The organism is Paraburkholderia domus, from assembly GCF_905220705.1.
In the GTDB taxonomy this organism is placed as follows: Bacteria; Pseudomonadota; Gammaproteobacteria; order Burkholderiales; family Burkholderiaceae; genus Paraburkholderia; species Paraburkholderia domus.
The window spans coordinates 18,867-32,196 of sequence record NZ_CAJNAT010000009.1 but is presented as its reverse complement, the minus strand read 5'-3'; the positions used below and the strand labels follow the sequence as shown (position 1 = coordinate 32,196).

General features: G+C 62.0%; 11 protein-coding genes. 7 read left to right on the top strand and 4 right to left on the bottom strand.

The genetic code is table 11. From position 1 onward, the window contains the following. The first annotated feature begins 18 nt into the window (after nucleotides 1-18). From KHO31_RS17610 to KHO31_RS17600, 3 genes are all read left to right on the top strand, one after another. Nucleotides 19-2,130, top strand: a complete 2,112-nt coding sequence (locus KHO31_RS17610) for a 2Fe-2S iron-sulfur cluster-binding protein (RefSeq protein WP_211623797.1) — start codon at nucleotides 19-21, stop codon at nucleotides 2,128-2,130. A 183-nt stretch (nucleotides 2,131-2,313) separates the two neighbouring features. Continuing rightward, entirely contained in the window at nucleotides 2,314-2,592 is a 279-nt protein-coding gene (locus tag KHO31_RS17605; protein WP_201079708.1) for a DUF1488 family protein, read from the top strand. Nucleotides 2,593-2,611: 19 nt separating this feature from the next. Further along, the gene (locus KHO31_RS17600) at nucleotides 2,612-3,403 is read left to right on the top strand and encodes a phosphate/phosphite/phosphonate ABC transporter substrate-binding protein (RefSeq protein ID WP_201079706.1); all 792 of its coding nucleotides are present in this window, start codon (nucleotides 2,612-2,614) and stop codon (nucleotides 3,401-3,403) included. A 9-nt stretch (nucleotides 3,404-3,412) separates the two neighbouring features. Here the strand turns inward: KHO31_RS17600 and KHO31_RS17595 are convergent, their stop codons facing one another. The 4 genes from KHO31_RS17595 to KHO31_RS17580 form a co-directional block, all read right to left on the bottom strand. Continuing rightward, complete coding sequence (locus KHO31_RS17595) at nucleotides 3,413-5,458, bottom strand: acetyl/propionyl/methylcrotonyl-CoA carboxylase subunit alpha (protein ID WP_201079704.1); 2,046 nt, start codon at nucleotides 5,456-5,458, stop codon at nucleotides 3,413-3,415. A gap of 87 nt (nucleotides 5,459-5,545) precedes the next feature. Then, a complete protein-coding gene (locus KHO31_RS17590) occupies nucleotides 5,546-6,331 on the bottom strand; it encodes an enoyl-CoA hydratase/isomerase family protein (protein WP_201079702.1) in 786 nt (261 codons plus the stop codon). 29 nt (nucleotides 6,332-6,360) lie between these two features. Then, nucleotides 6,361-7,968, bottom strand: coding sequence for a carboxyl transferase domain-containing protein (locus tag KHO31_RS17585; protein ID WP_201079700.1), 1,608 nt, complete (start codon nucleotides 7,966-7,968; stop codon nucleotides 6,361-6,363). A 59-nt stretch (nucleotides 7,969-8,027) separates the two neighbouring features. After that, complete coding sequence (locus KHO31_RS17580) at nucleotides 8,028-9,209, bottom strand: isovaleryl-CoA dehydrogenase (RefSeq protein WP_201079698.1); 1,182 nt, start codon at nucleotides 9,207-9,209, stop codon at nucleotides 8,028-8,030. Nucleotides 9,210-9,488: 279 nt separating this feature from the next. Here KHO31_RS17580 and KHO31_RS17575 point away from each other — a divergent pair, with 279 nt between their 5' ends. The 4 genes from KHO31_RS17575 (at nucleotide 9,489) to KHO31_RS17560 (ending at nucleotide 13,115) form a co-directional block, all read left to right on the top strand. Continuing rightward, complete coding sequence (locus KHO31_RS17575; protein ID WP_201079696.1) at nucleotides 9,489-10,223, top strand: TetR/AcrR family transcriptional regulator; 735 nt, start codon at nucleotides 9,489-9,491, stop codon at nucleotides 10,221-10,223. Nucleotides 10,224-10,795: 572 nt separating this feature from the next. Further along, nucleotides 10,796-11,014, top strand: a complete 219-nt coding sequence (locus KHO31_RS17570; protein ID WP_201122858.1) for a hypothetical protein — start codon at nucleotides 10,796-10,798, stop codon at nucleotides 11,012-11,014. 50 nt (nucleotides 11,015-11,064) lie between these two features. After that, complete coding sequence (locus KHO31_RS17565; protein ID WP_211623795.1) at nucleotides 11,065-11,871, top strand: DUF72 domain-containing protein; 807 nt, start codon at nucleotides 11,065-11,067, stop codon at nucleotides 11,869-11,871. A 125-nt stretch (nucleotides 11,872-11,996) separates the two neighbouring features. After that, on the top strand, nucleotides 11,997-13,115 hold the full coding sequence (locus tag KHO31_RS17560) for a 3-deoxy-7-phosphoheptulonate synthase (protein ID WP_321207327.1): 1,119 nt from the start codon (nucleotides 11,997-11,999) through the stop codon (nucleotides 13,113-13,115). The last annotated feature ends 215 nt before the right edge of the window (nucleotides 13,116-13,330 follow it).

The window sequence follows — 13,330 nt, the reverse complement described above, 5'->3', positions numbered from 1 at the left end:
TAACAGGCAGAGGCCGATATGTCTCAACTTCCTCCCAGCACGCCGCGCGGTTGGGACGCCGGCGAGTCGCCTTTTCACGCCGCCGAACGGGCGGCACAGCGATATGCAGGCGTGAACGAGGAAGCGGAGTCGAGCGGCCGTCAAGGCATCCGCCGCTACATGCCGGATCAGCATCGGCGGTTTTTCTCCGAGCAGCCCTTCATGGTGTTCGGCGGCCTCGACGCAAACGGCCAGCCGTGGGCAACCCTGCGCGCGGCCGAACCGGGTTTTGTGTCGTCCCCTGACGCGCGCACCTTGCGGATCGACGGCGGCGGTTTAGCGGGCGATCCACTGGCGGGCCGCTGGCAGCCCGGCATGATGATAGGCGGCCTGGGGCTGCAAGCGCGGACACGCCGGCGCAATCGCGTCAACGGCGTCGTGTCGTCGGTCGATGGCCATACGGTGATGCTCGAGGTCATGCAAAGCTTCGGCAACTGCGCGAAGTATATTCAAAGCCGTACGCCGACATTTGTCGCGCGCGGCGAAACCAGCACGCGGACGCCTGTCGAGACGGCGACGCAACTCAGCGACGCGGACCGCGTATTGCTGGCCAACGCGGATACGTTTTTTATCGCAAGCGCGAACGTCGGCGAAGAAGCGGGCCCGGCGCGCGGCGCCGATGTTTCGCATCGCGGCGGCATGCCGGGCTTTGTGCGCGTCGACGACGCCACCACACTGACAACACCCGACTTCAGCGGCAATCGCTTTTTCAACACGCTAGGCAATCTGCTCCACGATCCGCGCGCCGGCTTGCTGTTCGTCGACTTCGCGAGCGGCGACCTGCTGTACATCGCGGCCCTCGCCGAGATCGTCTGGGACGGTCCGCAACTGGCCGAGTTTCCCCTGGCTGAGCGCCTCGTACGGTTTCGCATTACCGAAGTGCGGCGCAGCCGCAAGGCGTTACCGTTTCACTGGTCCGAGGTCGCCTATGCGCCGCAGTTCGTAACGCCGGCTTCACGGCGCGCCTCGCTGCCCGCTCCACCGCTCGGATCGCCGTGGAAGAAACTCAGAATCGCCGCCGTTCATGACGAAACGCCTATGATCCGCTCGTTCTATTTCGAATCGACGGACGGCACGCCGTTGCCCGCGTACGAGCCCGGCCAGTACTTACCGATTCGTGTGCCGGTCGACGGCCTGGACAAGCCGCTGACGCGCACCTACACGCTGTCCGACGCGAGCAACCGGCAGCAGTACCGGATCACCGTGAAGCGCGACGGAGTCGGCTCCACCTGGCTGCATGAACGCTTCGCCGCCGGCATGCAGGTCGAAGCGATGGCACCGCGCGGCGCGTTCACCTACGATTCAGCCAGCCCGCGCCCCGCCGTGTTCATTTCGGCGGGCATTGGCATAACGCCGATGATCACGATGCTGCATCACGCAATTGCAGCGCGCGAGCCACATGGGCAGCCCAAGCCGCTGCATTTCTTCCATGGCGCGCGAAGCGACGGCGATCGGCCGTTCAGTGCACATCTGCAGGAGCTCGCGGCGCGCCATCCGGCGATCTCGATGCATCTGTTCGACAGCGCTGCCGACCCGACCGCCCATGCGCCTTCCGGCACGTTGGCCGGTCGCGTGAGCATGGCTGAAATCAAGCGCACGCTGCCCTTCGACGACTACGACTTCTATCTGTGTGGTCCCGAGTCGTTCATGCGTGAAATGTATGAAGGATTGCGCGCGCTCAACGTCGCCGATAACCGAATCCGCTTTGAGGCGTTTGGACCGGCAACCATTAAACGCTCGCCCGCAAACCCACCGGCGGTGCGGGAAGACGCACAAGGCTCGCGGCCCGCAAACGTGCCGGAAAGCGCTGTGGGTGGCATACCGGTGACGTTCGCGCGATCGCACCGCACGGTTCAATGGCTGCCCAAGGACGGCACGCTTCTCGAACTCGCCGAGGCGTGCGGCATCGCCGCGCAGTCAAGTTGCCGGTCCGGGATGTGCGGCACATGCTCCACGCGTGTGTTGAACGGCCGCGTCGCTTACGAAGAACCCGCCGACGCCACCATCGACGAAGGCCATGCCCTCATCTGCATGGGGCGGCCAGTTGCCGATGACATAGCCGCGACGGACGGGCTATCGCTAGAACTCTGAATGACGGAGCCGGCATCCTGGCGCAAAATCGGATTACGCATGCTTCGATGCGGGTGAGGTCTGCTTCCGACCGGCAAGGTGAAGCGGTTGCCTGGCATTTTCACACCGAATGCCGGTTTTCCCACAGACCGAAAGCTTACGGCTTGTCATGCTGACCACTCAAGCGTGCGGCGGGAGGTTGCCATGTCGGTATATGTCGATGAAGGATTCAGGCCCTGTGTCACGGAATGCGCAACCGTCGCGTTCCGGGTCTGTTATGACGATCAGGTGCAGGTCTTCGAGGTCAGCGCCGAGGCACTGATGACCTATTGCGGGGCCGCAAGCAAGCGGCGCAAGGATTTGCTCGTCGCGTTCGAGGACTCGCAACTGGAAATATTGAAGGTGGTGGAATGTAAATGGCCGTTCAACCAGACCGAGCCCGTGCGCCTGGGTCTGGACGAATTCCGAATGGTCAGACATTAGGTATGCCAGAATCGCGTCCATGACCTGGATCGCCGCCCTGCCGATGTACAACGTGACGCCCGCGCTCGCTACGGCGTGGCGCGAGTGGCTGGACGACGTCTTGCGCATGGTGAAGCCGGCGTGTCACATCGTCGAGCCCGATGAGGAACTGCATGGCTTCTGGCGACGTCCTAATGTGCTGCTCTCGCAAACCTGCGGCTACCCATTGATGCACGGGTTAAACGAGCAGGTTCAGTTGATCGCCACGCCGCAATTCGATGCGCCGGGCTGCGAAGGCGCGGATTATTCGAGCGTACTGGTCACGCGGGCGGAGGCTCCGTTCGATTCGCTCGCGGCGTGCCGTGGCGCACGTGCCGCCTACAATCAGGACGACTCGAATAGCGGTATGAATGTGTTTCGCCACGCGGTGGCGCCGCTTGCGCGCGATGGTGCGTTTTTCAGCACTGCCCTGCGTACCGGCTCGCATCTTGGCTCATTGCAAGCGGTGGTCGAAAATCGTGCGGACGTCGCTGCCATCGACTGCGTGACGTTCGCTTTTGTCTGCGATGAATTGCCGGAGCTGGCGCAAAACGTTCGGCAAATAGGTGTGACGGCCCCATCGCCGGGTTTGCCTTTGATCGCCTCCAACAACGTGCCGTCGGCGACGATCGAGACGCTGCGCGAGGCACTGAACGAAGCGCACCTTGCACAGCCCGAGCGCGCCAAACGTCTGCGTTTGAAGGGCTTCTCGGCATTGCCGCTCAGCGACTACGAACGGATCGAGCAACTCGAAGACGAAGCGCGTGCCGCCGGCTACGCGCGCCTCGCTTAGGCCTCGCGGTTACCCTACATTCAGCACGAGAAGCTGCGCCCCATCGGCGACCTGATCGCCGACCGCGTACAGCACTTCCTGCACCGTGCCTGCCGCCGGCGCACCGATCGTGTGCTCCATCTTCATCGCCTCCATCACGATCAGCGGCGTGCCCTTCTCCACCACCGTGCCGGGTTCGACCAGCACGGCGATCACCTTGCCCGGCATCGGCGCGGTCAAACGGCCTTCGCCGCCTTCAGCATCCGCGGCATGCGCGAGCAGGTTCTGCCATTCGAACGCCAACGCCTCGCCGAGGCAGAACACGTGGAACGTATCGCCGTCGATGAAAACGCGCCCTGTGACCCGCGCATCGCCGATCGTCGCACGGTATTCGTGCAGGCCTGTACCGTCCGACCATGTGAAGTCCTCGCGCACGCCGTCGTGTTCGAGGGTTTGCGTGGCGCCGTCGCGGGCAAACGTGACCGTGAAAACGCCTTCGCTTTCGTTGCCGCTGTTGTTGTCGATATTGCGCCAGCCGAGCATCTGCGTATAGCCGCTGTTCAGGCGCCAGTGCGATAGTGCATCCCACGGCGACGCGCCGTGCGCGGTGCCGCCTTCTCGCGTCAGCAACGCGGCGCAGGCGAGCGCCAGTGCTTCCTTGAAAGGCTTCTTCACGGGTGCGAACAGGGCATCGTGATGACGCTCGATCAAGCCCGTATCGAGATCGCCGGTCGCGAACGGTTGGCTCGTGACGATGCGTTGGAGGAACTCGACGTTGGTGTGCGGACCGACCACTTCGCAGGCACGCAGCGCGCGATTCATACGCGCGAGCGCCTCTTCACGGGTCGCGCCGTGGACGATCAGCTTGGCAATCATCGGATCGTAGAACGGCGTGATCGTGTCGCCTTCGCGCACGCCACTGTCGATGCGTACCGGCGCCTTGCGGCCCGGCTCGCCCGAGTCGGCCGCGCCGATCACGAACTCCACGCCTTCCGGCATGCGCAGATGCTTCAACGTACCCGTGGAGGGCAGAAAACCGCGCGCCGGATGCTCGGCATAAATGCGTGCTTCAATCGCGTGGCCGTCGAGTTTAAGCTGTTGCTGTGTGAGCGGCAGCGGTTCGTCCGCAGCGACGCGCAGTTGCCATTCCACCAGGTCCTGGCCCGTCACCATTTCCGTGACCGGATGCTCGACCTGCAGGCGCGTGTTCATCTCCATGAAGTAGAAATCGCCCGTGCTGGTCATGATGAACTCGACCGTGCCTGCCCCGACGTAATTCACCGCACGCGCTGCGGCCACCGCCGCTTCGCCCATTTCGCGCTTGATTTCAGCCGACAATCCCGGCGCCGGCGCTTCTTCCAGCACTTTCTGGTGACGCCGCTGCACCGAGCAGTCGCGGTCGAACAGATATACCGCGCCGCCGTGACGGTCCGCGAACACCTGTACTTCCACGTGACGCGGCCGCATCAGATACTTTTCGATCAGCACGCGATCATTGCCGAAGCTGCTGGCCGCTTCGCGTTTGCACGATGCCAATGCCGCCGCGAAGTCTTCAGTGCGTTCGACGACGCGCATGCCCTTGCCGCCGCCACCCGCGCTCGCCTTCAGCAAGACCGGATAACCGATCGTATCGGCTTCGCGATGCAGCAACTGCGGATCCTGATCGTCGCCGTGATAACCCGGCACGAGCGGCACGGCGGCCGCATGCATCAGTGCCTTCGCGGCCGCCTTCGAGCCCATTGCGGCGATCGCTTCGACCGGCGGTCCGATGAAGACGATGCCGGCCGCTTCGCAAGCTTGCGCGAAGTCTTCGTTTTCGGACAGGAAGCCGTAGCCCGGATGCACCGCCTGAGCGCCCGTCGCGCGTGCTGCGGCGATGATGCGCTCATAGCGCAGATAACTTTCGGCCGCGGTCGATCCGCCGATGTGCACCGCCTCATCACATGCGGCCACGTGTTTCGCGTTGGCGTCCGCATCGGAATACACGGCCACGCTCGCGATACCGAGCCGCTTGCAGGTCGCGGCGACGCGGCACGCAATCTCACCACGGTTGGCAATCAGGATCTTGTTGAACATGAGATGTCTCGGTGATTGTCCCGTTCGGGGCTGTGTTGTTCTGGTGGAGGCCTGCATGCGCCTCGGAATGGGTGCCTTCGTGGCGTTTCAACTGCGCCAGGACGGCGTGCGTTTTTCGAGGAACGACGCGACGCCTTCACGGCCTTCCGTACCGGCTCGCGTACGCGCGATGCGTGCCGCCGTGTCCTCGATCATGGCCTCATTCAACTCGCGCCCAGCGATGTCCTGCACGAGTTGCTTGCAGGCACGCACCGCTTGCGGACCGTTTGCGCACAGCGTTTCGGCGATCTGCTGCACGGCAGCGTCGAGTTGCTCCGCGCTGACCGCTTCGCTAACGAGGCCCAGGCGGAAGGCCGTCGCGCAATCGAACTGCTCGGCGGTCGTGAAGTAGCGCCGCGACGCCTGCTCGCCCAACGCGCGGATTACGTACGGCGCGATGGTCGCCGGGATCAGACCGAGACGCGCTTCCGAGAGGCAAAAACGCGCGCTCTCCACCGCGACGACGATATCGCACGCCGAGATCAAACCCATGCCGCCCGCATACGCGTCGCCGTTCACACGCGCGATCACCGGTTTGTTGCAGCGATAGATCGACGACAGCATGTTCGCCAGCAGCATCGCGTCGGCACGGTTCTCCTCGTCCGAGTAGCCGGCCATCTTCTTCATCCAGTTCAGGTCGGCGCCCGCGCAGAATGCTTTGCCGTTCGCGGCGAGCACGACCGCGCGCACGTCGTCGCGCGCGTTCAAGGCTGTGAAGGCCGACGTCACTTCGGCAATCATCGTTTCGTTGAACGCGTTGCGCACGTCCGGCCGATTCAGCGTGACCGTGGCGATCTGGCCAACGAAAGCGACATTCAGCGTTTCGTATTGCATCGTTGCAATTCCTCTCTCGTAGCGCGCTGTCACATTCTGAACACGCCGAACTGCGTGTCTTCGATCGGCGCGTTCATCGTCGCCGAGAGGCCGAGACCGAGCACGTCGCGGGTTTGCGCCGGGTCGATCACGCCGTCGTCCCACAGACGCGCGCTTGCGTAGTACGGGTGGCCCTGATGCTCGTATTGGTCGCGGATCGGCTGTTTGAACGCCTCTTCCTCTTCCGCGCTCCACGAACCGCCCTTGCCTTCGATGCCGTCACGCTTGACCGTGGCCAGCACAGACGCCGCCTGCTCGCCGCCCATCACCGAGATGCGCGCATTCGGCCACATCCACAGGAAGCGCGGCGAATACGCGCGGCCGCACATACCGTAGTTGCCCGCCCCGAACGATCCGCCGATGATCACCGTGAACTTCGGCACCTTCGCCGTGGCCACGGCCGTCACCATCTTCGCGCCGTTGCGCGCGATGCCTTCGTTTTCGTACTTGCGGCCCACCATGAAGCCCGTGATGTTCTGCAGGAAGACCAGCGGAATCTTGCGCTGGCAGCACAGTTCGATGAAGTGAGCCCCTTTTAGCGCCGACTCCGAAAACAGGATGCCGTTGTTCGCGATGATGCCGACTGGGTGCCCCCAGATATGCGCGAAGCCGCACACGAGCGTGGTGCCGTAACGCGCCTTGAATTCGTCGAACGCGGAATCGTCGACGATACGCGCGATCACCTCGCGAATATCGAACGGCTTGCGCGTATCGACGGGAATCACGCCGTACATGCTCTTCACGTCGTAGCGCGGCGGCTTCGGTTCCTGCAAGGCCACCGGCACCTGCTTGGTGCGATTCAGATTGCCGACGATGCTGCGCGCAATCCCCAATGCATGCGCGTCGTTCTGCGCGAGATGATCGACTACGCCAGACAAACGGGTATGCACGTCGCCGCCGCCGAGGTCCTCCGCGCTCACCACTTCACCCGTTGCAGCTTTGACGAGCGGCGGGCCACCGAGGAAAATCGTCCCTTGATTCTTGACGATGATCGATTCGTCGCTCATCGCCGGCACGTACGCGCCGCCTGCCGTGCACGAACCCATCACGACGGCGATTTGCGGAATGCCTGCCGCGGACAGATTCGCCTGGTTAAAGAAGATGCGGCCGAAGTGATCGCGATCGGGAAATACGTCGTCCTGATTCGGCAGATTCGCGCCACCCGAATCGACCAGGTAGACACACGGCAAATGGTTTTCGGCAGCAATTTCCTGCGCCCGCACGTGCTTTTTCACGGTGACGGGATAGTAGGTGCCACCCTTGACCGTCGCGTCGTTGCAGACGATCACGCACTCCTGCCCCGCGATGCGGCCAATGCCGGTGATGACGCCTGCGCCTGGCGCATCATTGTGATACATGCCATAAGCCGCGAGTTGCGAGAACTCGAGAAACGGCGTGCCCGGATCGAGCAGTTTCTCGATGCGCTCGCGCGGCAGCAGTTTGCCGCGGCCGGTGTGTTTGTCGCGCGCGGCTTGGCCGCCGCCCAGCGCGAGCTTCTCGACCTTCGCGCGAAGATCGGCGACCAGCGCTTCGAGCGCAGCCGCATTGGTGCGGAAGTCATCCGAGCGCGGATTCAGCTTTGATTCGATGATCGGCATTGCGTGGCTTCTCCGGTTACACGCTTTTTGTAGGCCTGCAGTGACGCGAGTGCTGTGGCTCAAGCCGTTTCGGCAAACAGTTCGCGACCGATCAGCATGCGCCGGATTTCGCTCGTGCCCGCGCCGATTTCATAGAGCTTGGCATCGCGCCACAGACGACCGACCGGATACTCATTGATATAGCCGTTGCCACCGAAAATCTGGATCGCCTCGCCGGCCATCCAGGTGGCTTTTTCAGCGGTGTAGAGAATCACGCCCGCGCAATCCTTACGCACCTGGCGAATATGTCCGTTGCCGAGCGTATCGAGTTGCCGGCCCACTGCGTAGAGATAGGCGCGGCACGCTTGCAGCGTGGTGTACAGATCGGCGACCTTGCCTTGAATCAGCTGGAATTCGCCGATCGACTGGCCGAACTGTTTGCGGTCGTGGATATACGGCACGACTGCGTCCATGACCGCGACCATGATGCCGGTCGGGCCACCGGCGAGCACGGCGCGCTCGTAGTCGAGGCCACTCATCAGCACCTTCACGCCGCCGTTCAGCTGACCGAGGATATTTTCTTCCGGCACTTCGACGTTATCGAACACCAGTTCACCGGTATGGGAGCCGCGCATGCCGAGCTTGTCGAGTTTTTGCGCGACCGAGAAGCCCTTCATACCCTTCTCGACGATAAACGCGGTGATGCCCCGCGAATTCGCTTCGAGATCGGTTTTGGCATAGACGACGAGCGTGTCGCAATCCGGGCCATTGGTGATCCACATTTTCGTGCCGTTCAGCACATAGTGATCGCCCTTCTTGTCCGCGCGCAGCTTCATGCTGACGACGTCCGAGCCCGCATTCGGCTCGCTCATGGCGAGTGCGCCGATGTGCTCACCGGAGACGAGCTTGGGCAGATACTTTTCCTTTTGCGCGGCCGTGCCGTTGCGATGAATCTGGTTGACGCACAGATTCGAGTGCGCGCCATACGAGAGACCGACCGATGCCGAGGCGCGCGAGATTTCTTCCATCGCGATCATGTGCGCCGTGTAGCCCATATTCGCGCCGCCGTATTCCTCTGAGACCGTCATGCCGAGCACGCCCAGGTCGCCGAATTTACGCCACAGGTCCATGGGAAACTGATCCGACCGATCGATTTCAGCCGCACGCGGGGCGATTTCTTTGGCGGCGAATCCGGCGATGCTGTCGCGCAGCATTTCGATTTCTTCGCCGAGCGGGAATTGCAAACCGGGCAGGTTGCTCATTGCTGTGTCTCCAGAGTTCATTGGCGGCCGGCCAGCGTGGGTGGGCGCCGGCTCGTCTGAGTGCGGCTCAGCGGACGACGGCGGCCTTATGGGCCGCCCTCACCACCCCACACGAGGCGCGAAACGTTCAAGACGCATTTCACGCTAGATTTACGTAAGCGTCAATAGGTATTTTTGAGTTTTACTCATAAACAGTCTGACGGGCTTCTGGAGCCGCCCTAACGTGATAGGATTGGCGTCATCGAGGCTTTTGGCCTTACAAATCTGAACTGGACTCATATGACGGTTGCCTTGAAGGCTGAGTTACCTGCCTCGCGCCGCCAGCCGGCCGGGCGCAAGTCGCAGCAGCGCGTGAAAGAGATACTGCAGGCGGGACGCGACGTGTTCTCCGAGAAGGGTTACGAGCGCGCGACGACGGCGGAGATTGCGCAGCGCCTGGGCATTTCCGAGGCGACGGTATTCAGTTATTTCCGCGGCAAGCGCGAGTTATGCGCGCGGGTGATCGGCGACTGGTACGACGAGATTATTGAAGCGATCGAGTCCGGGTTGCCGCGTGACGGCAATGTGCGGCAGCAGTTTGCCTTTATTGTGCGCACGCATTTGCGGTTGATGCTGGTCAATGGCACTGACCTGTGTGCGCTGGTGTTGTCTGAGGGCCGGGCTCGGCATCATGAGTTGAGTGAGGCGCTGACCGAGATGCAGCGGCGGTATACGGCGCCGTTGATGCGGGTGTTGGCGCAGGGCCAGGAGACTGGGCAGATTCGGGCTGATATGCCCTTGAGGCTGTTGCGGTCGATGGTGTTCGGGCCGATGGAACATGTGCTTTGGGACGCCACGCTGGCGAACCGGCATATTGATATTGACGCTACCGCGGATCAGTTGATCGATGTTTTGTGGGCGGCTTTGACGCCGCCTGATGTGGCGGTTAGTGCTTTGCAGCAGTTCAGGGCTGAGGTGGCTGAGGCGAACCGGCGGTTTGAGGAGGTCACGAGGGGGGCGCCTGGCGGCGAATAGTGGTTTTTTTTGCCTTCGCGGCGCTTGTTTCTGTGTGCTGAGGGCGTTGGCCTTTCCTTGATTTCTTGGTGGTCTATTAGCGTCGCCCCTGTGCGGGGCGGGCACCTACTTTTCTTTGCATGCCGCAAAGAAAAGTAGGCAAAAGAAAGCGGCTCAAACCGCTAATTCTTAAGTGGGTCCCCTGGCTTGGAGGGGATAGTGGTGCATCTGGAATCTGTGCTCTCGCACATTCGGCGTCAGTGACAAAGGCGTCATACTTCCGGCGGCGCTGCGCGCGCCGACGCGTAATTCACCGACCCATCGCTGCAGTTTCGCTCTCGCATTTTGATCGCCGCCGCGGCCGCTGGCAGAACTCGCCCTCCAATTGCGTGGGTGCCTCGCCGAGGCGAAGCCGATGGCCCCCACCTCGTCCAAACGAAGCCATGGGTTTGCATGATGAACCCTTCCGGCGAGCACGGAGTGCGAGGCGGGAGGTATGACTGCTTTGTCACTCACGCGGAGTGTGCGAGGACACAGATTCCAGATGTACCACTACCGTGACTGTGCGGGGGACCCGCTTAAGAATTAGCGGTGTGAGCCGCTTTCTTTGCTTATCTTTCTTTGCGGCGGCAAAGAAAGTAAGTGCCGCCCCGCACAGGGGCAACGCTAATAGACCACTAAGAAATCAAGAAAAGGCCAACGCCGTAAGCACACAGAAACAAGCGCCGAGCAGGCAAAAACCCAACCAAAACCCACCGCCGCAGGCAAACAAAAAAAACCTCGCCGAGCAGGCCAAAACCAAAATGCGCTAATCTACCCTCCCGGCGAAGCCCCCCAAAAGCCACGGAAAGCGAGACCCCCAATGCCATCCCCAAAAACCGGCAAAATCCGAATCGGCATAGGCGGTTGGACCTATGCCCCCTGGCGCGGCACCTTCTACCCGTCAGACCTCACGCAAGGCCGTGAACTCCAACACGCGAGCAAAAACCTCACATCGATAGAAATCAACGGCACCTTCTACGGCTTGCAAAAACCAGCAAGCTATGAAAAGTGGTATCAGGAAACCCCGGAAGATTTCGTCTTCTCGCTAAAAGCGCCCCGCTACGCAACCAACAGAAAAGTCCTGGCGGACGCCAGCGAAACCATCGAACGCTTCTTCGCCAGCGGCGTGCTGCTGCTAAAACAGAAGCTAGGCCCGATCAACTGGCAATTCGCGACCACCAAAAAGTTCGACCCGGAAGACTTCGAAGCCTTCCTGAAACTGCTGCCCGCCAGCATAGAAGGCCAAAAACTAAGACACGCAATCGAAGTCCGCAACGACACCTTCAAGACCCCGGAATTCATCGCGCTAGCCAGAAAGTACAAAGTCGCCATCGTGCTGGCAGCCGACAGCAACTACCCGCAAATCGCCGACATCACCGCGCCATTCGTCTACGCCCGCATCATGGGTACAAGCGACAAGGAAGCCAAAGGATATTCGACCAAAGCCCTCGACGCCTGGGCCGAACGCGCCCGCCAACTCGCCGCAGGCACGACGCCGGACGGCCTGGAAACCTCGGCCGCAGTCCCTGCAAAAGCCACGGCACGCGACGTCTACCTCTACGTCATCAGCGGCTTCAAGGAACGCAATCCGGCCGCCGCCATGGCGTTGATCAAACGGCTCGAATAACGGTCATCCGGCCCGCATGCGCGAGTGTCATAATCCCGGCAGCTAACCAGTTATCCCCAGTTGTACCGACACGCACACATTCAGGCCGCGAGGCCGTCTCAACATCCAAAGTCCGGGAGAATATTTTGAGCGCCATCGACAATCCCTTGCACGATCAGGAAGTCGGCTCGGCCGACGCCACCCAGGACACCACGCGCATCGACGACGTGCGTATCGGCGCGGTACGTCCGCTCATTTCCCCCGCCCTGCTTCAGGACGAGTTGCCAGTGCCGCCGGCGGTGCAGACGCTCGTCGAGAAAACCCGCGTTGAAATCGCCGACATTCTGCACGGCCGCGACGACCGGCTCGTGATGATCGTCGGCCCGTGTTCGATTCACGATCACGACCAGGCCGTCGAATACGCACACAAGCTCAAGGTCGCGGCTCAAACCTACAAGAACGATCTGCTGATCGTCATGCGGGTCTACTTCGAAAAACCGCGCACGACGGTAGGCTGGAAAGGCTATATCAACGACCCGCGTCTGGATGGCAGCTTCCGCATCAACGAGGGTCTGCGTCTCGCGCGGCAACTGCTGCTCGACATCAACGGTCTCGGCTTGCCCACTGCCACCGAATTTCTCGACTTGCTCAGTCCGCAGTACATCGCGGATCTGATTGCGTGGGGCGCGATCGGTGCACGCACGACGGAAAGCCAGAGTCACCGGCAGCTCGCATCGGGGCTGAGCTGCCCGATCGGCTTCAAGAACGGCACGGACGGCGGTGTGCAAATCGCCGCGGACGCAATCGTGGCAGCACGCGCGAGTCATGCGTTCATGGGTATGACCAAGATGGGGATGGCCGCGATCTTCGAAACGCGTGGCAATGACGACGCGCACGTTATCTTGCGCGGCGGCAAGAAGGGACCGAATTACGACAGCGCGTCCGTCGAAGCAACCTGCGCGGCGCTCAAATCGGCAGGCCTGCGCGAACAGGTCATGATCGACTGTTCGCATGCGAACTCAGGCAAATCGCATTTGCGTCAACTGGAGGTGGTGCAGGATCTGGCACAGCAACTCTCGCAACGCGAGCGCCGCATTATCGGCGTCATGCTCGAAAGTCATCTGGAAGAAGGCCGTCAGGATCTGAAGGCCGGGGTGCCGCTACGTTACGGCGTATCGATTACGGACGCCTGCGTGAGCTGGGCGCAAACCGAACCGGCGCTCGAGACGCTGGCCGAAGCGACCCGGAAACGACGCGCGGGCTGAACTCGCCGACGCGGCCTGCACGATCTCGCGCAACCAACAACCGGAACCACCGGCCGGGAGGCGAGCGTGCATGACGCAAAACCAGAAGCAAACAACGGCGGCGTAAGCACCAACCAGGTGCCAACGCGCACCACACGCGCCGCACCAACCACCGATAAAACGCGTTCACCGGGATTGGGCAGCGCGTGATTCCTCACGCCCGATGCATCGGGCGC